This is a genomic window from Glycomyces sp. NPDC048151 (assembly GCF_043202775.1).
Classification (GTDB): domain Bacteria; phylum Actinomycetota; class Actinomycetes; order Mycobacteriales; family Micromonosporaceae; genus Glycomyces.
On sequence record NZ_JBIDBB010000004.1, the window covers coordinates 32131 to 53608 of the forward strand.

Here is a 21478-nt window from a genome sequence, read left to right on the forward strand (position 1 = left end):
AGCCGGGCAACTACGCTTGGACCGTGCTCAGACGCATCGACCTTTCAGGAGAAGTACCCGGTTACTCGGCCCGCGCCCTGCGCGAGCTGATGCCGCGCGCCGCCTTCGACGTCAACGAAGCCCTGCGCTCGGTCCAGCCGCTGATCGACGACATCAGGCATCGCGGGACCGCCGCGGTCGTGGAGATCGTCGAGCGCTTCGACCATGTGCGTCTCGAGCAGCTGCGGGTCCCCGACGCCGCGATCAAGACCGCCGTCGAGGAGCTCGACCCGGAGCTGCGCCGCGCCTACCAGACCTCGATCGACCGGGTGCGCGCCGCGCACGAGGCCCAGCGCCTCCCCGAGGTCGTCACCGAGGTTGCGCCGGGCGGCACCGTCACCGAGCGGTACCTGCCCGTGGGCCGCGTCGGCCTGTACGCGCCCGGCGGCCTCGCCGTGCTCGCCTCCTCCGTGATCATGAACGCCGTCCCGGCCCAGATCGCCGGGGTCGGCTCGATCGCGCTCGCGTCCCCCGCCCAGAAGAACAACAACGGCCTGCCCGACCAGGGCATCCTCGCCGTCGCCGGGATGCTCGGCATCGAGGAGGTGTACGCCGTGGGCGGCCCGGCCGCGATCGGCATGTTCGCGTACGGCACCGATGAGTGCGCGCCCGTGGACATGATCACGGGCCCGGGGAACATCTACGTCACCGCCGCGAAGCGCGCCGTGCGCGGCCTCGTCGGCATCGACGCCGAGGCCGGGACCACCGAGATCGCCGTGATCGCGGACGCGACCGCCGACCCGGCGCACGTCGCCGTCGACCTCATCAGCCAGGCCGAGCACGACCCGGCCGCCGCCTCGGTGCTCATCACCGACTCGGCCGATCTTGCGGACGCCGTCGACGCCGAGCTCGAGCGCCGCGTCCCCGAGACCCGCCACTCCGGGCGCATCATGACCGCGCTCAAGGGGGAGCAGTCGGGGACGATCCTCGTCGCCGACGTCGACGAGGCCGTGGCCGTCGCCGACGCCTACGCCGCCGAGCACCTGGAGATCCAGACCGCGGACGCCCGCGAGGTGGCGCTGCGCATCCGCAACGCCGGGGCGATCTTCGTCGGCGCGTACTCGCCGGTGTCCCTCGGCGACTACTGCGCCGGGTCGAACCACGTGCTGCCCACGGGCGGGTGCGCCCGCCACTCGGCCGGGCTCAACGTGCACACGTTCCTGCGCGGGGTCCACATCATCGACTACACGCGCGAAGCGCTCGAAGCCGTCGCCGACGACGTCGTGAACTTCGCGAACTCCGAGGACCTGCCCTCGCACGGTGAAGCGGTGTCAGTGAGGTTCGAGCGTTGAGCGAGATCGAGAACCTGCTCCGCGAGGACCTGCGCGGGCAGTCGCCGTACGGCGCGCCGCAGCTCGAAGTCCCGGTGCAGTTGAACACCAACGAGAACGCGTTCGCCATCCCCGAGGACGTGGCCGCCGTGGTGGCCGAGTTCATCGGGCGCGAACTGCGCGGCCTCAACCGCTACCCCGACCGCGACGCCTTCGCGCTCCGCACCGACCTCGCGGCCTACCTGGGCCACGGCCTCACCGCCGACCACGTGTGGGCCGCCAACGGCTCCAACGAGATCCTGCAGCAGCTGCTCCAGGCCTTCGGCGGACCGGGCCGCACCGTGCTCGGCTTCATGCCCTCGTACTCGATGCACCCGCTGCTCGCCCGCGGCACCGGCACCGCCTTCACCGACGCCGGACGCGAAGCCGACTACACGATCAGCCCGCAGTACGTGCGCGACGCGATCGCGAAGCACGACCCGGACCTGGTCTTCCTCGTCTCGCCGAACAACCCGACCGGGACCGCGCTCGAACCCGACGTCATCGACGCCGCCTACGAAGCGGCCCGCGGCATCGTCGTCATCGACGAGGCCTACGCCGAGTTCGCCCGCGACCCGCGCTCGACCGCGCTGGGCCGCTTGGAAGGACGCAAGCGACTCGTCGTCACCCGGACCCTCAGCAAGGCGTTCGCGTTCGCCGGGGCCCGCGTCGGCTACCTCGCCGCCGACCCCGAACTCGTCGAGAAGCTGCTGCTGGTGCGCCTGCCGTACCACCTGTCGAGCATCACCCAGGCCGCCGCGCGCGGCGCGCTCGCGTGCGCCGCCCAGCTCCAGGCCGAAGTGGACGAACTCAAGCACCAGCGCGACCGCATCGTGAAGAACCTGCGCGCCAAGGGACTCCCCGTCGCCGACTCCGACGCGAACTTCGTGCTCGTCGGCGGCCTCCGCGACGCCGCGGCCGTCTGGAAGCTGATCCTCGACCAAGGCGTGCTCATCCGCGACGTCGGCCTCCCCGGCCGCCTCCGGATCACCGCCGGGACCGAGGACGAGACCACCGCGCTGCTCGACGCCTTCGAAACGGCGATCGAGCAGCGACCCGAAATGTTCGACCTGCAGGAGCAACAACCGTGAGCCGCACCGCGCACATCGTCCGCACCACCGGCGAGACCAGCGTCGACGTCTACGTCGACCTCGACGGCACCGAGAAGACCGTCGACATCTCGACCGGCGTCGGCTTCTACGACCACATGCTCCACCAGCTCGGCAAGCACGGCGGCTTCGACCTCAAGATCGCCGTCAAGGGCGACCTCCACATCGACTCCCACCACACCATGGAGGACACCGCGATCGCCCTCGGCCAGGCCTTCGCCGAGGCCCTCGGCGACAAGGCCGGCGTGGTCCGCTTCGCCGACGCCTCCGTCCCGCTCGACGAGGTGCTCGCGCGCGCCGTCGTCGACCTCTCGGGCCGCCCGTACATGGTCCACGAGGAGCCGCTCGACATCGCCCCGATGATCAACACCGACTACCCCACCTCGATGACCCGCCACATCCTCGAGTCCTTCGCCTACCACGCCCGGATCTGCCTGCACGTCACCGTGCTCCGCGCCTCCAACCCCGGCCAGAAGCCCGACGCGCACCACGTCATCGAGGCCCAGTTCAAGGCCCTCGCGCGGGCCCTGAAGTACGCCACCCGCATCGACGGCACCGACATCCCCTCCACCAAGGGCGTCCTGTGAGCTACGCGGGGCCGCTCCTGCTCATGGCGCTCGCCGGGATCCTCCTCGGCGGGGCGTGGAGCCTGCGCAAGAACGCGAAGTTCGCCGCCGCGATCGTCGTCGGGGTGCTCGCGCTGGCCGCGTTCGGCGGCGGCCTGTACCTGATCTACGGCTAGGGGAGTACTCATGGCGAAACCCAGTGTGGCCCTGTTCGACTACGGCTCAGGCAATCTCAGGTCCGCGTTCCGCGCCCTGGAGCGCGCCGGGGCCGACGTCGAGCTCACCAGCGACCTCGACAAGGCCCGCCGCGCCGCCGGGCTCTTCGTGCCCGGCGTGGGCGCCTACGCCGCCTGCATGGAGGGCATCCTCAAGCACGGCGTCGACACCGTCATCCGCGAACGCGTCGCCGCCGGGGCTCCGGTCCTCGGCGTGTGCGTCGGCGAGCAGGTGATGTTCGAGGAAGGCGTCGAGCACGGCGTCGAGACCCGCGGCGTCGGCGTCCTCGAAGGCCGCGTCGAACTCCTCGACGCGCCCCGCATCCCGCACATGGGCTGGAACACCGTGGAAGCGGCCGAGGGCATGCGCCTGTTCGCCGGGATCGGCCCGGAGGAGCGCTTCTACTTCGTGCACTCCTACGCGGCGAAGACCGTGCCGCCGGGGGCGCTGGCGGCGATCGCGGTGCACGGCGAGCCGTTCGTGGCCGCCGTCGAGCGCGGCAGCCTGGCCGCGACCCAGTTCCACCCCGAGAAGTCCGGCGACGCCGGGTACGCGCTGCTGTCCAACTGGATCAAGGACCTTGCTTTCTGAAAGGCAAATGATGACCGAACTTCAGCTTCTTCCCGCCGTCGACGTGACCGGCGGCAAGGCCGTCCAGCTCGTCCAGGGCGTCGCCGGTTCCGGCAAGGCCTACGGCGACCCGATCGAGGCCGCCCTCGAATGGCAGCGCCAGGGCTCGGAGTGGCTGCACCTGGTCGACCTCGACGCGGCCTTCGGGCGCGGCACGAACCACGCGCTGCTCGCCGAGGTCGTCTCCAAAGTGGACATGAAGGTGGAGATCTCGGGCGGCATCCGCGACGACGAGACCCTCAAGCGCGCCTTGGACTCCGGGGCCCGCCGCGTCAACATCGGCACCGCCGCCCTCGAGAACCCGGAGTGGTGCGACCGCATCTGCGGCGAGTACGGCGACCGCGTCGCCATCGGCCTCGACGTCAAGGGCGGCCGCCTGGCCGCGCGCGGCTGGACCCGCGAGGGCGGCGAGCTCTTCGAGACCCTGGAGCGCCTCGAGCGCGCCGGGTGCGAGCGGTACGTCGTCACCGACGTGAACAGCGACGGGATGCTCTCGGGCCCGAACCTGGACCTGCTGCGCTCGGTCTGCGAGGCCACCGACAAGCCGGTGATCGCCTCCGGCGGCGTCTCCTCGCTCGACGACCTGCGCGCCCTGGCGGGCCTCACCGGCATCGGCGTCGAGGGCGCCATCGTGGGAACGGCGCTGTACGAGCGTAACTTCACGGTCGCTGAGGCGTTGAACCTGTTGAAGGGACTGTAACCACCGAGGAGGCGCGCATGGCATTGGTCGAACGGGTACCTGAGACCGGGCCGTGGGCGCAGCTCTACGGCTACTCGCGCGCGGTCGCGGTGGGGCCGTTGGTGGTCACGAGCGCCTGCACCGCCGACGTCGAGGCCCGCCCGCACCTGCGCGGCGACGCCGCCGGGCAGGCCCGCGAGGCCTTCCGGACCGCCCTGGACGCGATGGTCCACGCCGGCGCGGGCGTCTCCGACGTCGTGCGCTCCCGCCTCTACGTGACCGACCCGGCCCACGCCGACCCGGTGGGCCGGGTCCACGGCGAGTTCTTCGGCGTCGTCAAGCCCACGGCCACCGTGGTGATCGTGACGGGCCTGTTCCACCCCGGCCAGATCGTGGCCGTCGAACTCGAGGCCTTCCGGGCCTGGCGGGACATCGACTGAGCGCCGCGGGGCGCGCTCGGCGCGCCGACGGTGTCGTACCCCTCCGGGATGATGGAATTCGGGGGGTCCCCGGGTGCCCGATTTGCGAAGACACGCCTGAAGACGTGACATCACGTAGCGGTTCTCCGATGCTGTGCGCCTGAACGATCGTTCAGTAGTATGGGAACCGAGTCGCACCCTGACTCGCCCGTACTCGCCAAAAGTGAGGTGTCACCGTGGACGCTGAGTCGATCGCCGAAGGCCGGGAGCGCTGGGCCAAGCGCTACGCGTCGGCCGCCAAGCGCGAAGCCGACTTCACCACCCTCTCGGGGCTGGAGACCGAGCCGGTCTACGGCCCGCCCGAAGGCGTCGCCGACCCCCGCATGGAACGCATCGGCTGGCCCGGCGAGTTCCCCTTCACCCGCGGGCTCTATCCCACCGGCTACCGCGGCCGCCCCTGGACCATCCGCCAGTTCGCGGGCTTCGGCAACGCCGAGCAGACCAACGCCCGCTACAAGATGCTCCTCAAAGCGGGCGGCGGCGGCCTCTCCGTCGCGTTCGACATGCCCACCCTCATGGGCCGCGACTCCGACGAGCCCGCCTCCCTCGGCGAGGTCGGCCACTGCGGCGTCGCCATCGACTCCACCGCCGACATGGACCGCCTCTTCGCCGGGATCGACCTCAGCGGCGTCACCACCTCCATGACCATCTCCGGTCCCGCGATCCCCATCTTCTGCATGTACCTCGCCGCCGCCGAACGCCAGGGCGTCGACATCTCCACACTGGACGGCACGCTCCAGACGGACATCCACAAGGAGTACATCGCCCAGAAGGAATGGCTGTTCCCGCCCGAACCGCACCTGCGCCTCATCGGCGACCTCATGGAGTACTGCTCCCAGAACATCCCGCGCTACAAGCCGCTCTCGGTCTCCGGCTACCACATCCGCGAGGCCGGATCGACCGCAGCGCAGGAACTCGCGTTCACCCTCGCCGACGGATTCTCCTATGTGGAACTGGGCCTCTCGCGCGGCCTCGACGTCGACCGCTTCGCCCCCGGTCTCTCGTTCTTCTTCGACGCGCACATCGACTTCTTCGAGGAGATCGCCAAGTTCCGCGCCGCCCGCCGCATCTGGGCCCGCTGGCTCCGCGACGTCTACGGCGCCAAGACCGACCGCGCCCAGTGGCTCCGCTTCCACACCCAGACCGCGGGCGTCTCCCTCACCGCCCAGCAGCCCTACAACAACGTCGTGCGCACCGCCGTCGAAGCCCTCGCCGCGATCATGGGCGGCACGAACTCCCTGCACACCAACGCACTCGACGAGACCCTCGCCCTCCCCACCGACCAGTCCGCCGAGATCGCCCTGCGCACCCAGTCGGTGCTGCGCGACGAGACCGGCGTCCTCAACGTCGCCGACCCGCTCGGCGGCTCCTGGTACGTCGAGGCCCTCACCGACAAGATCGAGGCCGAGGCCGAGAAGATCTTCCTCCAGATCCTCGCCCTGGGCGGCGAAGCTGGCGAGGACCCGGCCGCGGTCGCCGTCGAAGCCGCTGGGCGCCATGCGATCGGCCCCGTCACCTCCGGCATCCTCCAAGGCATCGAGGACGGCTGGTTCAACGCCGAGATCGCCGAGGCCGCCTTCACCTACCAGCAGCAGCTCGAGGACGGCACGAAGCACATCGTCGGCGTCACCGAGCTCCACGACACCGTCACCCCCGACCTGGAGATCCTCCGGATCTCCGGCGACGTCGAGATCGAGCAGAACGCCGTGCTCGGCCGCCGCCGCGCCGACAGGGACAACGCCGCGGTCGACCGCGCGCTGGTCGACATCGTCACGGCCGCAAAGGGAACGGCGAACCTCATCGAGCCGATCCTGGCCGCCGCCCGCGCCGAGGCGACCCTGGGGGAGATCTGCGGGGCGCTGCGCGAGGAGTGGGGCGAGTACCGCGAGACGACGGGCCTCTGACGGTTCCCATTGCGGGCCAAGGATTTTCTGATTCCGGTGACGTCAGGCACGATTCTCGGTTTCGGCATCCCGTCCCCGGGGTACCCGAAGCGCCTGTAACCCTGATATCTGGGGTCAGTGTCCCTTGTAATCCCTTATAACCGTTGTCATCCAGAATTCACTGCTAATCATTGCCTTTGGCCCGCAATCAGACTTACAATGAGAAGCGTCAAGGCCCCGAACGGGCGACATGCTTCCAACCGATGTCCAGCCGGACTGGAGGGCGATCGCATGGCAGACAAACGAAATGGCAAGCGCAAGGGTTCGGACGAGTACGGCCACCTGGCGCCGCTGTTCCGGGAGCTGGCCTCCCTCGACGAGGCCGACCCCCGCAGAGCGGAAGTCAGGGAGCGGCTGGTCACCGGGCATCTACCCCTGGCGGAGCACATCGCGCAGCGGTTCGCGGGGAAGGGCATCGCGAAGGACGACCTCGTGCAGGTCGCCTCCGTCGGCCTCATCCACGCGGTCGACCGCTTCGACCCCGACCAGGGGGCGGATTTCCTCTCATACGCGGTCCCCACGGTGATGGGCGAGGTCCGGCGGCACTTCCGCGACACGAGCTGGCCGATGCGCGTCCCGCGCCGCCTGCAGGAACTGCGGATCGCGTTGAACCAGGCGGGCGGCGAGCTGTCGCAGCGCCTGGGGCGCCCGCCCACGGACGAGGAGATGGCCGAGCACCTGGACATCACCGTCGCCGAGGTGCAGGAGGGCTACGAGGCGCGGCAGGCCTACCGGGCGGTCTCGCTCGACGAGCCGCCGTTCGCCGACGGGGAGCGCACGACGCTCGCCGAATCGGTGGGCGAGGAGGACGTCGCGCTCGAGCTCGTCGAGAACCACGAGTCGCTGGTGCCGCTGATCCAGGAGCTCCCGAAGCGGGAGCGGAAGATCCTGGCGCTGCGGTACTACGGCGACATGACGCAGACGCAGATCGCCGAGGAGGTGGGCATCTCGCAGATGCACGTCTCCCGGCTCCTCCACCGGACCCTGGAGGATCTGCGCGACGGCTTGGACCGGTCGTCCTCCTAGGGGCGGCGGTCCAGCGAGTGGAGCACCACGCCGGAGCGGCGGGCCGAAAGGCCCGCCGCTCCGGTCTCGTCCTGCGGTCCCCGCGCGCGTGTCGCGGCGGCACGCGGCTCAGACGTCGCGGTGGCTCAGCGTGTCCCGGATCTTGTCGATGAAGCCGATCCCGGGCCCGAGGATGAGGTTGGCCGGGGGCTTGTCGGGCGCGTGCGGGTGGGGCCGGGTGGGCGCGAACTCCTTGGCGGCCAGCACCTTGTGGCCGAGGTCCTGCAGCTCCTCCTCGTCGCAGACCTCGCGCAGGCGCGGGAGGAGGTCGCGCTCCTCTTCCTCCATGTGGTGCCGCACGTCGTCGATCATCTTCTTGACGAGCGCCTCGAACTGCGGGCTCTCCGGCCCGAGCCCTTCGAGCTGCTTGAGCACCTCTTCGGCCTCGGCGTGCTCCTCGATCTCGTGGTCGGCGATCTCGTCGCCCTTGCGCAGCCGCTCGCGCGCGACGGGGTACACGAACTGCTCCTCGGCCACCTCGTGTCTGACGAGCTCGGCGATGACGTGGTCGACGAGTTCCTTGCGGCCGTAAGCGTGCCCGGTGTGGCTCTCCAGCTCGGTGAAGGTGGCCTCGAACTGGCGGTGGTCCTTGATGATGACATCGATCAGGTCGGTGTCGCCCTCGATGTTCGGCATCGGTCCTCCTGTGTGATCGGTCGGACTGAGGGCGTACCCGCGCCCTGCCCGGCGAAACCCGGACGAAAGCCCCGCCGAGGCCGGTAATACGTGACATGCCACTTGCTCGGGCCAGCGGTGGTACGTGACATGCCACCTCGCCCGGCCCCGGACGCGGAGCGCCGCCGCGGCTGTGTGCCGCGGCGGCGCTTCCACCCCCTGTGGTCTTGCGTCCCTGGGGCTCCCGGTCGGACCGGGGTCAGGCCTTGATCGAACTCAGGACGTCGCCGGCGGCCGTCTCCGGCATGCGGTTGGCGATGTCCGCGAGCGTGATGATCCCGACGAGGCGGTGGTTGTCGATCACCGGCAGCCTCGAGATGTGGTGCTCCTTCATCTTGGCCATCGTGATGTCGACGTCCTCGTTCGCGTCGGCGAGGATCAGGTGGCCCTGCGGCAGCTGGTCGACCGTGTAGGTCTCCGCGTCGTGGCCCTTCGCCATGACATGCAGGACCAGGTCCCTGTCGGTGACCATGCCGTGGAGCTTGTCGTCGTCCGCGCCGCAGATGGGCATCGAGCCGACGTCCATCTCGGCCATCATCCGGGCCGCGTTGGCGGCCGTGTCGTTGCTTTTGACGCAGGTGCACCCGGTGTGCATGAGGTCGCGTGCGGTTGCCATGCTGCTCGTCTCCATTCGTTGAGCCGTTGACACGAGTATCGTTCGCGTCGCTGTCAGATGCGGCGTTTTCCGAGTTCTCAGGCCACGAGCCGCTGCGTAGCCCGAACGATCGCGGCCGCGTCGATCCCGGCCGCCGCCAGCTGCTCGGCGGGCCCGGCCGAACCGGGCATGCCGCGCACCGCCAGCTTGTGGAAGCGCACGTCGGGGATCTGCCCGGCCACGGCGTCGAGGACGGCGTCCCCGAGCCCCCCGACCGGCCAGTGGTCCTCCACCGTGAGCACGCGGCCCGTGTCCGCGGCGGCCTGGCGGATCGCCGCCGCATCGAGCGGCTTGACCGAGTACGCGTCGATGACGCGCACCGGGATGCCCTCGTCCGCGAGCCGCTCCGCCGCGCCGAGACTCTCCGACACGGTGACCCCCGCCGCGACGATCACCGCCCTGTCATGCGCCGAACCCACCAGGGTCCGGCTGCCGCCCACCGGGAACAACTCGTCGCCCCGGTAGATCACCGGCGTCTCCGCGCGCGTGGTCCGCAGATAGCTGATGCCCGGCAGGTCCGCCATCGTCGCCGTCAGGTGCGCGCACTGGTTCGCGTCGCACGGGTACAGCACGACGCTGCGCCACAGCGCCCGGAACATCGCCAGGTCCTCCAAACCCATCTGGCTCGGCCCGTCCGCACCGATCGACACCCCCGCGTGCGAACCCACCACGCGCAGGTCCGCGCCGCCGATCGCGGCCATCCGCAGGAAGTCGTGCGCGCGCGTCAGGAACGCCGCGAACGTCGACGCGTACGGGATCCAGCCCTGCGACTGCAGGCCCACCGCCGCGCCGATCATCTGCTGCTCGGCGATGTAGCACTCGAAGAAGCGGTTCGGGAACGCCTTCTTGAACGCCGCCGTACGCGTCGAATCGGCCACCTCGCCGTCGACCACCACCACGTCAGGGTTCGCGTCCCCCAGCGCCTCCAGCGCCGCACCGAAACCGTCACGGGTCGCCGCCATGGTCCCCACCGAGAACGACGGCCGCTCCAGCGGCCGCGACGGCGCCGACCGCCTCGGCTCCGCAGACCGCGGCGGATTCACGCGCACACGCGCCTCCCGCACGCCCCCGAGCTCCACCACCGCCTTCTCCGACTCGTCGAGCGGCTTCCCGTGCAGCCCCTCCTTGTCCTCGGCCGCCGCGACCCCCTTGCCCTTGCGGGTCTTCGCGAGGATCGCCGTCGGCCGGTCGCTGCCCTCGGCCTCCGCGTACGCCCGGTCGATCGCCTCCGGATCGTGCCCGTCGACCTCCACCGTGTGCCAGCCGAACCCGCCGATCTGCGCCGCGTACGCCCCCGTGTCCCAGCCGTAACGGGTCGGACCCGTCTGGCCCAGCCGGTTCACGTCCACGATCGCGCACAGGTTCCCCAACCCGAAATCGGCGGCCGCCGCGAACGCCTCCCACATGGAGCCCTCCGCGATCTCCCCGTCGCCGCACAGCACCCACACGCGCGCGGGCGAACCCGACAGCCGCGCACCGAGCGCCATCCCGACCCCGATCGGCAGCCCCTGCCCGAGCGACCCCGTCGCCACGTCCACCCACGGCAGACGCGGCGTCGGATGCCCCTCCAGATCCGAACCGAGCTTCCGGTACGTCAGCAGGTGCTCCTCGTCGATCACGCCCGCCGCGTGCAGCATCGCGTACAGCAGCGGCGACGCGTGCCCCTTCGAGAACACCAGCCGGTCGTTCCCCGGCAGGTGCGGATGCTCGAAGTCGTAGTGCAGATGCCCCGCCAGCAGCCCCGCCATCAGATCCGCCGCCGACATCGACGACGTTGGATGGCCCGAACCCGCCCGGGCCGACGCGCGCACCGCGTCCACTCGCAACTGCTGCCCCAGCTCGGCGATATCACTGCTCCGGGCCTCGACGACGCTCACGGCTCCTCCTGGTGTCAGCTCCCTGGAAGCCAGGACTACCCGCGTCCACAAGGCCGAAACCGGGTGTCGCCGCGGCCCTCCCGGGTACCCCGAACCCGCGGGTCCGCATGGACTCCGCGGCGCGCCGCACCGCCTGAGGATGCCCATAGGCGGGCGGGCGGCGCGCTCGAACGAGCGAAGGGGGAGCAACGATGAACTCGCACTCGATGTCCACCACCGGCCACCACTGGTGGGAGGCCGAGCGCCGCCGCACCACCGCCGTCCAGGACGGCGCGGCGGGCGTGGGCCTCGTGTTCGTGGTCGTCGGCGTGCTCGGGTTCCTGCCGGGCGTCACCACGGACTTCTCCAGCATGACCTTCTCAGGGTCCGACTCGGGGGCCGAGCTCCTCGGCATCTTCCAAGTCTCCGTGCTGCACAACCTCGTCCACCTCGTCTTCGGCGTCCTCGGCCTCTTCATGGCCTGGACCGTCAAGACCGCCCGCTGGTACCTCATCGGCGGCGGCGTCGTGTACCTGCTGCTCGGCATGTACGGCTTCCCCGTCGGCGACCACCACGCGGGCAACTTCCTGCCCGCCAACACCGCCGACGACTGGCTGCACCTGGGCCTCGGCATCGGCATGATCGTCCTCGGCCTGTTCCTGCACTCCAAGCTCCCCAGGAAGAGCGAGGCGCGCGGCGAAGGCGACTTCGGCGAGACCAACCGCGGCGCGGCCCGCTGACCGCACGCCGACGGACGGCGCCGCGGGATGGATTCCCGCAGCGCCGCCCGACCGTGCCGTTCACTTCAAGGGGACCCGGGCCCGGCGCGGCGCCCTCTACGAACCGCCCCGGCGGATCTCCCCGCCAGCCTCACTGGCCGACAATGGCTACCCTCCCCGCCGCCGAAGTATGCGCACCGCCCCGACCAGGCGCACCCCAGGTTTTCGGGCCACCCGGGCGGGGAACCCAACAGCGACACACCTGGCCGAAACCGGACACCGCGGAGGTGAGGGACCATGCCGCAGCGGCAGTGGACCAAGAAGGAAGAACGCCAGTACAAGCACATCCGCGACCAAGCGGAAGAACGGGGCATGGGGCACGACCGCGCCGAGGAGATGGCAGCGCGCACCGTCAACAAGGAACGCGCCCGCAAGGGCGAGACCAAGACGGCCAGCCGCACCTCCACCAAGGACATGTCCTCCTCCAAGCGCGGCGGGCAGCGGTCCCACTCGGGACCCAAGGGCCGCACCAAGGAGCAGCTCTACCAGGAAGCCCGCAAGAAGAACATCGAAGGCCGATCCAAGATGAACAAGGCCGAGCTCCAACGCGCCGTCGACCGGCGCTCCTGAGCCCGGCGGAGAGAGGTGAGGACATGGAGGTCCGACACGACCCCGAGGCCCAGGCCATCCGCGCCGCCGAGCGCGAGCACGCCGAACGGGCCGATACCGACCACGGCGTCCGTGATCGCATCCGTCGCGGCAGAGGCCGCCACGAATGGGACGAGCAGGACCGCTCAGTCGGCGAGATCGTCGGCGACCTGACGTCCCAGGTGGCGCACCTGGCACGCGTCGAAGCCCAACTGGCCGCCCGCGAGATCGGCGACAAGGCCAAGCGGGGCGCCGTCGGCGGCGGGATGTTCGCCGTCGCGGGCGTCGTCGCCGTCTACGGCGGGGCGGCGCTGGCCCTCGCGGCGGGCATCGCGCTCGCACTGGTGTGGCCGGCGTGGCTCGCCGCGATCGTGACGGGCCTGGCGCTCTTCGCACTCGCGGGGATCTTCGCGCTGGTGGGCCGCGCCAAGCTGCGCTCGGCCCTGCCGCCGGTCCCCGACGAGACGATGGAGCACGCCCGGGAGGACGTCCGGGCCCTGCGAGGGAGGATGGAGCGATGACCGGTTGGACGGTGCCGCCGAGTGCGGCCATCCCGCCCGGCGCCGGGCTCGCGCCGCCCCCGGCGGTGGGGATGCCCTACCTGCCGGAGGCCGAGCGGCCCGAGGAGGAGGAGAACCTCGTGCGGCAGCGCGAGTGGGCCCTCCAGGACGCCGAGGCGGACCAGCACAAGTCCACAGCGGACTTGGAGAAGGACGCCGAGCGGACCCGCGAGCGGGTCAACGACTCGGTGCTCGAGCTGCGGGCGAAGCTCGGGCTCGATCCCGATGCGGCGCACGCGCACGGGCCGTTCGCGCCGGTGCGGCGCCACCCGTTGACGGTGGCGATCGCGGCGGCGGGCGCGACGACGGCCGCGGTCGTCGGGGTGCACGTCTACCGCGACCAGCGCCGGTCCTCGAAGGCCGCGCGCGACGCGGCGCGCGAGGCGGTCAAGGCGACCGAGCGGCGCCGCAAGGCGACGCGCAAGGCCGCGCGCAAGCGCTGGGCTGCGGCGAAGCACGCCCTCGGCTCGGCCGCTGTGGCCGTGCAGAAGCGGCGCAAGAAGGCCATGCGGCGCCTCACGCACTGAGGCAAGGCGATGCGGCGCCTCGCACGTCACTGAGGCATCCGCGACAGCGGCGAACCGGCGGGCCATGGCCCGCCGGTTCGCCTTTGCCTTGGTCCGCTTGTGCCAGGTCGGGCCGGTCCGCCTGTGCCCGGGTCGCCTGTGCCTGGGTCGGGCGGGTCCGCCTGTGCCTGGTTCGCCTTGCCTGGGTCCGCTTGTGCCCGGGGTCGCCTGTGCCTGTGCCCGGGTCGGGCCGGTCCGCCTGTGCCCGGGTCGGGGGAAACGTGAGCGGAGGGTCTCCGCAAAACGGACATCGATGGGCCCCCGGTATCAACCCTGACACATGGGTACGACATGTGGTCGCTGCCTGCGCGTTCGCGCCGCGGCCGGATCGGCCGCGGCGCGAACGTCGGTTCGCGGGTCAGCCGGGCATGGTCTCACCGCCGAGCGCGGCGAGGACCTCGCCGGTGATGTACGAGGACATGCGGTTGGCGGCGAGGAACACGAACGCGGGCGCGAGCTCGTCGGGCTCGGCCGGGCGGCCGAGCGGGACGTTCGACCCGAAGCCCTCCACGGTGTCCTCCGGCAGCGTGGAGGGGATCAGCGGCGTCCACACCGGGCCGGGCGCGACGCAGTTGACGCGGATCCCCCTGGGTGCGAGCGCCTGCGCCATCGAGTAGGTCCAGGCGATGACCGCGCCCTTGGTCGCGGAGTAGTCGATGAGCGTCTTGTTGCCGCGCAGCCCGTTCACGGAGGCGCAGTTGACGATCGCGTCGCCGTCGCCCATGTGCGGCAGGGCCGCCCGGGTGACGCGGTGGAAGCTGTGCATGTTGACGTCGAACGTGTGCTCCCACTGTTCGTCGTCGATGTCCTCGGGCCGGTCGACCGGCGTCTGCGTGGCGATGTTGTTCACCAGCAGGTCGAGGCCGCCGAGGGCCTTGACGGTCTGCTCGACCACGTCGCGGCAGTGCTCGCGGTCGCCGAGGTCGCCCGGAAGCAGCGTGCACTTGCGGTGCTCGGCCTCGACGAGGTCGGCGGTGTGCCGGGCGTCCTCGTGCTCCTCGAGGTAGGCGATGGCGACGTCGGCGCCCTCCTTGGCGAAGGCGATCGCGACGGCCCGGCCGATGCCGGAGTCGCCGCCGGTGACGAGGGCGCGGCGGTCCTTCAGGAGCCCGCGTCCTTCGTACCCCTCCATGGAATCCTTCGGCTTCGGGGTCATCTCCTCGGTGTACCCGGGGGGTTCCTGCTGCTGTCCCGGCTTGCCCATCGCCCGCTCCTTCCGCCGTGCCCGGCCGCCTGCCGACCGGGTCCCGGAGCTGCGAATACCCGGCCGTGAAGCCGCGTAATCCCGTACGACGTACATCATACAATGTACGAAGATGCTTCTGCGTGATCGCTCTGGGGTCTCCGTCACACTGATAGACGTCTATCCGGTTCGGGTGCGCCGGAATCGGTCGGGTATATCCGGTTCGAGGTCCCGTTCGCCGGACCGCTGCTGGTACCGAACGTGCGAATGCGTTAGGTTGTTGGGGATCCGACACCGTGCACACGCCGCCCCCATAGGGTGGAACAGCATCATGTGAGCGATCACTTTTTACTTGAGCACCTCGACGAACCCGTCGAAAACGAGTCCCCCTGAAGGAGGCGCAATGACTGGCAGCGACAACGGTGCCGTTGCTATCGGGATCGACTTCGGCACCCTGTCAGGCCGGGTCGTCGTCGCGTCGGTAGCCGACGGCCGCGAGCTGGCCAGTGCCGAGCACGTGTACGAGCACGGCGCGATCGAGGAGGCCCTCCCGGGCTCCGGCGTCCGCCTCGGCCGCAGCTGGGCGCTCCAGTCGCCCAAGGACTGGGTCGACGTGCTCCGCAACGCCGTGCCCGCGGCGATCGAGGCCGCCGGTGTGAGCCCCGACCAGGTCGTGGGCATCGCCACCGACTTCACCGCGTGCACGATCCTCCCGACCACCGCCGACGGCACGCCCCTGTGCGAGCTCGACGAGTTCCGCGACCGCCCGCACGCCTGGCCGAAGCTGTGGAAGCACCACGCCGCGCAGGGCCAGGCCGACCGCATCAACGCCGTCGCCGCCGAGCGCGGCGAGTCCTGGCTGCCGCGCTACGGCGGCAAGATCTCCTCGGAGTGGGCCTACGCCAAGGGCCTCCAGCTCCTCGAGGAGGACCGCGAGGTCTACGACCGCGCCGAGCGCTGGATCGAGGCGGCCGACTGGATCGTGTGGCAGCTGTGCGGCCAGGAGACCCGCAACTCCTGCACCGCCGGGTACAAGGGCATCGTCCAGGACGGCGAGCGCCCCTCCCGCGAGTACCTCGCCGCGCTCAACCCCGACTTCGCCGACTTCAACGCCAAGATGGAGCACCCGCTGCTTCCCCTGGGCGACAAGGCGGGCGAGCTCACCGCGCAGGCCGCCGAGTGGACGGGCCTGAACGCGGGCACCGTGATCGCCGCCGGGAACGTCGACGCGCACGTCACCGCCGCCTCCGCGAAGGCCGTCGGCCCCGGCCAGATGGTCGCCATCATGGGCACCAGCACCTGCCACGTCGTCAACGGCGAGAACCTCACCGAGGCCCCCGGCATGTGCGGCGTGGTCCGCGACGGCATCACCAAGGGCCTGTGGGGCTACGAGGCCGGTCAGTCCGGCGTGGGCGACATCTTCGCGTGGTTCACCAAGAACGGTGTCCCCGGCGAGTACACCGCCGAGGCCGACAAGCGCGGCATCTCGATCCACCAGTACCTGACCGAGCTCGCCGAGGGCCAGGCCGTCGGCCAGCACGGCCTCGTCGCGCTCGACTGGCACTCGGGGAACCGCTCCGTCCTGGTCGACCACGACCTGCACGGCGTCATCCTCGGCCTGGGCCTGCAGTCCAAGCCCGAGGACATCTACCGGGCGCTCGTCGAGGCCACCGCGTTCGGCACCCGCATGATCGTCGAGACCCTCGTCAAGGCGGGCGTCCCGATCAACGAGTTCGTCGCCGCGGGCGGCCTGCTGAAGAACAAGTGGCTCATGCAGACCTACTCGGACGTGCTGCGCATGCCGATCACGGTCCTCACCTCGCAGCAGGGCCCGGCCCTGGGCTCGGCCATCCACGCGGCCGTCGCCGCGGGCGCCTACCCGGACATCGTCGCGGCCGCCGAGGCCATGGGCAAGGTCGAGCGCAACGCCTACGTCCCCGACGAGGCCCGCGCCGACGCCTACGACGAGCTGTACGCCGTCTACGAGGAGCTGCACGACCACTTCGGCCGCGGCGGCTCCCGCGCACTGCACACGCTGCACAAGATCGCCACGGAGGCAACGAAATGACGTTCAAGACGACCGCGGCCGTCGAGGAGATGAAGGTCAAGGTCAGCGACCTGCACGCCGAGCTCCTCCGCTGGGGCCTGGTGACCTGGACGAGCGGGAACGTCTCGGGCCGCGTCCCGGGCACCGACCTCATCGTCATCAAGCCCAGCGGCGTCTCCTACGACGACATGAAGCCCGAGCTCATGGTCGTCACCGACCTGGAGGGCAACATCCTCGACGGGGACCTCGCGCCTTCTTCGGACGCTGAGAGCCACAACGTGGTCTACCAGGAGATGCCCGAGGTCGGCGGCGTGGTCCACACGCACAGCCCGTACGCGACCGCGTGGGCCGCGCGCGCCGAGCCGATCCCGTGCGTCATCACGGCGATGGCCGACGAGTTCGGCGGGGAGATCCCGCTGGGCCCGTTCGCGCGCATCGGCTCCGACGCGATCGGCAAGGGCATCGTCGAGACCCTGCGGGGGCACCGCTCCCCGGCCGTGATCATGCAGAACCACGGCGTGTTCACGATCGGCAAGGACCCGAAGTCGGCCGTGAAGGCCGCCGTCATGGCCGAGGACGTGGCCCGCACCGTCCACATCTCGCGCCAGCTCGGCGAGCCCGTCCCGATCCCGCAGGCGGACATCGACAAGCTCTACGACCGCTACCAGAACGTCTACGGCCAGCAGCCCGCCCCCAAGGAGCAGTAACACCAATGGAAACCAAAGAACTCTGGTTCGTCACCGGCAGCCAGCACCTGTACGGCCCTGAAGCCATCGAGCAGGTCGCCCAGAACTCGGCCGACATCGTCGCCGGGCTCGACGGCGCGGCCGCGATTCCCGTCAAGGTCGTCGCGAAGCCGGTGCTGACCACGCCCGAGGAGATCCGGAAGGTCCTCCTGGAGGCCAACGCCGCGGACTCGTGCATCGGCGTCATCGCGTGGATGCACACCTTCTCGCCGTCGAAGATGTGGATCTCCGGTCTCGGCGTGCTCCAGAAGCCGCTGCTGCACCTGCACACGCAGCACAACCGCGACCTGCCGTGGGCCGACATCGACATGGACTTCATGAACCTGAACCAGGCCGCCCACGGCGACCGCGAGTTCGGGTACATGCTCACCCGCATGCGCCACCGCCGCAAGACCGTCGTCGGCCACTGGGACGACGCGCAGGTCCAGGAGCGCATCGGCAACTGGTCGCGCGCCGCCCTGGGCTGGAACGAGGCCCAGAACCTCAAGCTCATCCGCTTCGGCGACAACATGCGCTACGTCGGCGTCACCGAGGGCGACAAGACCGAGGCGCAGATCAAGCTCGGCGTCGAGGTCAACACGTACGGCGTGAACGAGCTCGTCGAGCGCGTCGCGACCATCGAGGACAAGGCCGTCGACGACCTCGTCAAGGTCTACGAGGCCGACTACGACGTGGTGCCGGAGCTGCGCGCGGGCGGCGACCGCCACGAGTCGCTGCGCGACGCGGCCCGCATCGAGCTGGCCCTGCGCTCCGTCCTCGAAGAGCACGGCGCGAAGGCGTTCACGGACACCTTCGAGGACCTGGGCGCGCTCAAGCAGCTCCCGGGCATCGCGGTGCAGCGCCTCATGGCCGACGGCTACGGCTTCGGCGGCGAGGGCGACTGGAAGACCTCGATCCTGGTGCGCCTCATGAAGGTCATGGCCACGGGTCTCGAAGGCGGCACGTCCTTCATGGAGGACTACACCTACAACCTGGGCGCGGAGTCCCCGCAGATCCTCGGCGCGCACATGCTCGAGGTGTGCCCGACGATCGCCTCGGACAAGCCGAAGGCGGAGATCCACCCGCTCGGCATCGGCGGCAAGGAGGACCCGGTCCGCCTGGTCTTCACCGCCCCGCCCGGCCCGGCGATCTGCGTCGGCATGATGGACCTCGGCACGCGCCTGCGCCTGGTGGCCAACGAGGTCAACACGGTCGAGCCCGACGAGGACCTGCCGAACCTGCCGGTCGCGCGCGCCGTCTGGGAGCCCCTGCCGGACCTCCAGACCTCCGCCGAGTCCTGGCTGACCGCGGGCGGGCCGCACCACACCTCGTTCACGCAGGCGTTCGGCCGCGAGGTCCTGGAGGACTTCGCCGAGATCTCCGGCATCGAGCTGGTCGTGATCGGCGAGGGCACCAACGCCCGCGAGTTCAAGCAGGAACTGCGCTGGAACCAGGTCTACCACCACCTCGAGGGCGGCATCTAGCAAGCGCCGCAAGGCGAGCGAGGGGCGGGCCCGACGGGCCCGCCCCTCTTCCTATCCGCGCCGGCCCAGGCGCCCGCGGGTCGCGGCGATGAGGACGACCGCGACGACCGCGAACGCCGCGACCTGCACGACCTCGTACCGGAGGTCGTTCTCCACGCCCGGGAACAGCACCGGCAGCAGCGACACGTTGCAGAACGTGTGCGCGACGATCGCGACCGGCCCGCTGCCGTCGCTGCGGTTGTACAGCCACGTGAACAGGAACGCGATCGCCGTGGTGAACCCGAGGAACACCAGGTAGGGGAGGACCGTCGCGGCCAGGTCGCCCCCGGCGTGGTTGTAACCCTCGACCAGGAACAGCGGCATGTGCCACAGGCCCCACACGACGCCGAGGACGAGCGAGCCCGCGACCGGCCCGAACCGCTCCTGGAGCCGCGGCGTCGCGAAGTTCCGCCACCCGGGCTCTTCCCCGAGCGGACCGCCGACGACGAGCACGAGGACGAACGCGACCGCCCACTCGCCCAGCGCCCCGGGATCGGGCCGGAACGCCCCCGGGCCGCCTGAGAACGGGAGCGCGCACAGCATCAGCACCGCGGGCAGGCCGATCGCGGCCACCGCGTACCAGCGCAGGCCGACCCGCCAGCGGACGAGGTCGCGCAGCAGCCCGCGCACCCCGGCACGCCCGTCGGCGGCCGCGGTGACGATGAATGCAGCCGCGAACGGACCGATGAACGGCGCCGCGAACATCCACGGCACCAGCGGCAGGTCGAGTACGAAGATGAAGACCAGCTCGTACGCGAACGACGGGACGAAGGACAGGACGAAGAAGCTCAGCAGCGGCCGGGCTGCGATCAGACGGACGAGCGGGCGGGGGCGCGGCGGGGCGGCGATTTGGACCATGCGGACTCCTCGGGATCGTTGACGCGCACCAGCCTGCGCCCCGAACCCCTTGCCGCACATCGGTCCGCAGACCGATCAACGCAGTCGGGCATCCGTCTTTCGGCAGCACGGATCGCGACGACCCGGTGATCCGGTAGGCCCCGCCCAAGCAGCTCAGCGCCCGTCCGCGAGGCGATCCTTCACCCAGTCGGCGTTGAGGATCGCGTCCCACGCGATCTCCGCCGCCCCCCGCAGCGGGCCCGCCTCTCCGAGCTTCCCGGCCACGATCCGCGGCGGCTCGCTCCGGCGGAACTCCATCAGCGCCTCGGCGCAATGCGCTTCGATCACCCCGCGCCGCAGGCGGATCAGCTCCACGCCGAGCCCCGAGAGACTGATCGCCTCCGGGTCGAGCGCGTTCGCCAGCGCGCCGAGCCCCTTCCCGAGCGCGGCCGCGTTGTCGTCGAGGGCCGCGCCCGCCTCGTCGTCTCCGGCCTCGGCCCGGCGCAGGACCTCCCCGGCGAGCGCTCTGCCCGCCCCGTAGCCCGGGGCTTCCCCGAACCTGCGGATGAGCGCGTTCGCGCCCACATCGAGGCTCCAGCACCCTTGGACGCCGCACATGCACCGCAGCGGCGACCCGCTCAGCGGCATGTGCCCGAACTCCCCGGCGATGTTGTGGCCGCCGCGCTGCGCGTCTCCGGCGAGCAGCAGGGTGCCGCCGATGTCGAAGTCGATGTGGAAGTGCAGCGCGGTCCCCATGCCCCGCAACGCACCCCGCCGCGCTTCGGCGAGGCCCGCCAGCCGCGCGTCGTTGTCGATCACCGTGGTCGGCCAGTCGGGTCCGATGAGGTCGTCGAGTTCGACCTCGTCCCACCCCAGGTGCGAGATGTGGAGCCGGTGGCCGTCCCTGATCGGGCCGGAGGTGGCGAAGCCGAGGATCGCCAGCCGCGGCGTCTCGTGCCGCGCCACGGCGGCGCGGATCTGCGCGAAGACCGCAGGGGTGCGGTCGTGCTCCCCGGTCTCGAGTTCGGTGATAGCGCCGCCGAGCCCGACCGAGGCGAGCGTCCACGCGTCCTCCCGGAAGTCCACCGCGAACGCCTGCGGCCCTTCGGGATGCGGGACGAGCAAGGTCGTGGGCCGACCGCGCCCGCCGCTTTCTGCGGGGACCTCGTGGAGCAGGCGGGCCTGTTCGAGTTCGCCGACGAGCGCGGCGGCGGTGTTGCGGCCGATGCCGAGCAGCCGGGCGGCCTCGGCCCTGGTGAACGGCTCGGCGGCGTCGTGGACGGCGCGCAGCAGCCGGACCTGGTTGTGGACGCGGAGGTCGGCGCTGGTCATCGTCTGGGGCATGCAGGGATTATGCCAGCCGTCCGGAAATTTTTGTGCACGGCTTGAACATAAACCTTGACGATCGCGTCCGGGCCTTGTTATGTTCGTATCGAGAACAAAAAGCG

Annotated in this window: 22 protein-coding genes; 16 read left to right on the forward strand and 6 right to left on the reverse strand. The window is 70.7% G+C overall.

Translation table 11 applies throughout. The annotated features are described in order from the left end of the window. Positions 1–23 precede the first annotated feature (23 nt). The 9 genes from hisD to ACGGCP_RS09960 all read left to right on the forward strand — a co-directional run bounded on the left by hisD (position 24) and on the right by ACGGCP_RS09960 (position 7997). The gene (hisD, locus tag ACGGCP_RS09920; RefSeq protein WP_392963694.1) at positions 24–1331 is read left to right on the forward strand and encodes a histidinol dehydrogenase; all 1308 of its coding nucleotides are present in this window, start codon (positions 24–26) and stop codon (positions 1329–1331) included. Further along, the gene (locus tag ACGGCP_RS09925; RefSeq protein WP_392963697.1) at positions 1328–2440 is read left to right on the forward strand and encodes a histidinol-phosphate transaminase; all 1113 of its coding nucleotides are present in this window, start codon (positions 1328–1330) and stop codon (positions 2438–2440) included. The genes hisD and ACGGCP_RS09925 overlap by 4 nt, the downstream gene beginning before the upstream one ends. Beyond that, positions 2437–3045, forward strand: coding sequence for an imidazoleglycerol-phosphate dehydratase HisB (hisB, locus tag ACGGCP_RS09930; RefSeq protein ID WP_392963700.1), 609 nt, complete (start codon positions 2437–2439; stop codon positions 3043–3045). The genes ACGGCP_RS09925 and hisB overlap by 4 nt, the downstream gene beginning before the upstream one ends. Beyond that, entirely contained in the window at positions 3042–3200 is a 159-nt protein-coding gene (locus tag ACGGCP_RS09935; protein WP_392963703.1) for a hypothetical protein, read from the forward strand. Before hisB ends, ACGGCP_RS09935 begins: the two co-directional genes overlap by 4 nt. A gap of 10 nt (positions 3201–3210) precedes the next feature. Beyond that, positions 3211–3831, forward strand: a complete 621-nt coding sequence (gene hisH, locus ACGGCP_RS09940) for an imidazole glycerol phosphate synthase subunit HisH (protein WP_392963706.1) — start codon at positions 3211–3213, stop codon at positions 3829–3831. A 7-nt stretch (positions 3832–3838) separates the two neighbouring features. Continuing rightward, positions 3839–4570, forward strand: coding sequence for a bifunctional 1-(5-phosphoribosyl)-5-((5-phosphoribosylamino)methylideneamino)imidazole-4-carboxamide isomerase/phosphoribosylanthranilate isomerase PriA (gene priA, locus ACGGCP_RS09945; RefSeq protein ID WP_392963709.1), 732 nt, complete (start codon positions 3839–3841; stop codon positions 4568–4570). 17 nt (positions 4571–4587) lie between these two features. Then, positions 4588–4989 (forward strand): Rid family hydrolase, encoded by a 402-nt coding sequence (locus ACGGCP_RS09950; protein WP_392963712.1) that lies wholly within the window; start codon positions 4588–4590, stop codon positions 4987–4989. A 215-nt stretch (positions 4990–5204) separates the two neighbouring features. Further along, positions 5205–6932: a methylmalonyl-CoA mutase gene (locus tag ACGGCP_RS09955; RefSeq protein WP_392963715.1), complete on the forward strand. Its 1728-nt coding sequence runs from the start codon at positions 5205–5207 to the stop codon at positions 6930–6932. Between the two features lie 270 nt (positions 6933–7202). After that, entirely contained in the window at positions 7203–7997 is a 795-nt protein-coding gene (locus tag ACGGCP_RS09960) for a SigB/SigF/SigG family RNA polymerase sigma factor (RefSeq protein ID WP_392963718.1), read from the forward strand. 108 nt (positions 7998–8105) lie between these two features. On the opposite strand, the gene ACGGCP_RS09965 is transcribed toward ACGGCP_RS09960, so the two are convergent. From ACGGCP_RS09965 to ACGGCP_RS09975, 3 genes are all read right to left on the reverse strand, one after another. Beyond that, the gene (locus tag ACGGCP_RS09965) at positions 8106–8672 is read right to left on the reverse strand and encodes a hemerythrin domain-containing protein (protein WP_392963721.1); all 567 of its coding nucleotides are present in this window, start codon (positions 8670–8672) and stop codon (positions 8106–8108) included. A gap of 238 nt (positions 8673–8910) precedes the next feature. Beyond that, positions 8911–9327, reverse strand: coding sequence for a CBS domain-containing protein (locus ACGGCP_RS09970; RefSeq protein WP_392963724.1), 417 nt, complete (start codon positions 9325–9327; stop codon positions 8911–8913). Between the two features lie 77 nt (positions 9328–9404). Then, positions 9405–11243: a transketolase gene (locus ACGGCP_RS09975; protein ID WP_392963726.1), complete on the reverse strand. Its 1839-nt coding sequence runs from the start codon at positions 11241–11243 to the stop codon at positions 9405–9407. A 191-nt stretch (positions 11244–11434) separates the two neighbouring features. On the opposite strand from ACGGCP_RS09975, the gene ACGGCP_RS09980 reads away from it, so the two are divergent. The 4 genes from ACGGCP_RS09980 (at position 11435) to ACGGCP_RS09995 (ending at position 13676) form a co-directional block, all read left to right on the forward strand. Continuing rightward, complete coding sequence (locus ACGGCP_RS09980) at positions 11435–11962, forward strand: DUF4383 domain-containing protein (RefSeq protein WP_392963729.1); 528 nt, start codon at positions 11435–11437, stop codon at positions 11960–11962. A 276-nt stretch (positions 11963–12238) separates the two neighbouring features. Further along, complete coding sequence (locus ACGGCP_RS09985; RefSeq protein ID WP_392963732.1) at positions 12239–12571, forward strand: plasmid stabilization protein; 333 nt, start codon at positions 12239–12241, stop codon at positions 12569–12571. Positions 12572–12594: 23 nt separating this feature from the next. Continuing rightward, entirely contained in the window at positions 12595–13110 is a 516-nt protein-coding gene (locus tag ACGGCP_RS09990) for a phage holin family protein (protein WP_392963735.1), read from the forward strand. After that, positions 13107–13676, forward strand: coding sequence for a hypothetical protein (locus ACGGCP_RS09995; RefSeq protein ID WP_392963738.1), 570 nt, complete (start codon positions 13107–13109; stop codon positions 13674–13676). The genes ACGGCP_RS09990 and ACGGCP_RS09995 overlap by 4 nt, the downstream gene beginning before the upstream one ends. Positions 13677–14073: 397 nt before the next feature. Here the strand turns inward: ACGGCP_RS09995 and ACGGCP_RS10000 are convergent, their stop codons facing one another. After that, a complete protein-coding gene (locus ACGGCP_RS10000; RefSeq protein ID WP_392963741.1) occupies positions 14074–14919 on the reverse strand; it encodes an SDR family oxidoreductase in 846 nt (281 codons plus the stop codon). A 382-nt stretch (positions 14920–15301) separates the two neighbouring features. On the opposite strand from ACGGCP_RS10000, the gene araB reads away from it, so the two are divergent. Genes araB through araA form a run of 3 tightly spaced genes read left to right on the forward strand, consistent with a single transcriptional unit; the run spans position 15302 to position 19154 of the window. Continuing rightward, on the forward strand, positions 15302–16966 hold the full coding sequence (araB, locus tag ACGGCP_RS10005; RefSeq protein ID WP_392963743.1) for a ribulokinase: 1665 nt from the start codon (positions 15302–15304) through the stop codon (positions 16964–16966). Further along, complete coding sequence (locus ACGGCP_RS10010; RefSeq protein ID WP_392963746.1) at positions 16963–17652, forward strand: L-ribulose-5-phosphate 4-epimerase; 690 nt, start codon at positions 16963–16965, stop codon at positions 17650–17652. The genes araB and ACGGCP_RS10010 overlap by 4 nt, the downstream gene beginning before the upstream one ends. Before the next feature lie 5 nt (positions 17653–17657). Continuing rightward, complete coding sequence (gene araA / locus ACGGCP_RS10015; RefSeq protein WP_392963748.1) at positions 17658–19154, forward strand: L-arabinose isomerase; 1497 nt, start codon at positions 17658–17660, stop codon at positions 19152–19154. A 51-nt stretch (positions 19155–19205) separates the two neighbouring features. Here araA and ACGGCP_RS10020 read toward each other — a convergent pair whose 3' ends face one another. Next, on the reverse strand, positions 19206–20051 hold the full coding sequence (locus ACGGCP_RS10020) for a CPBP family intramembrane glutamic endopeptidase (protein WP_392963751.1): 846 nt from the start codon (positions 20049–20051) through the stop codon (positions 19206–19208). Positions 20052–20204: 153 nt separating this feature from the next. Beyond that, complete coding sequence (locus ACGGCP_RS10025) at positions 20205–21374, reverse strand: ROK family protein (RefSeq protein ID WP_392963753.1); 1170 nt, start codon at positions 21372–21374, stop codon at positions 20205–20207. Positions 21375–21478: the final 104 nt, after the last annotated feature.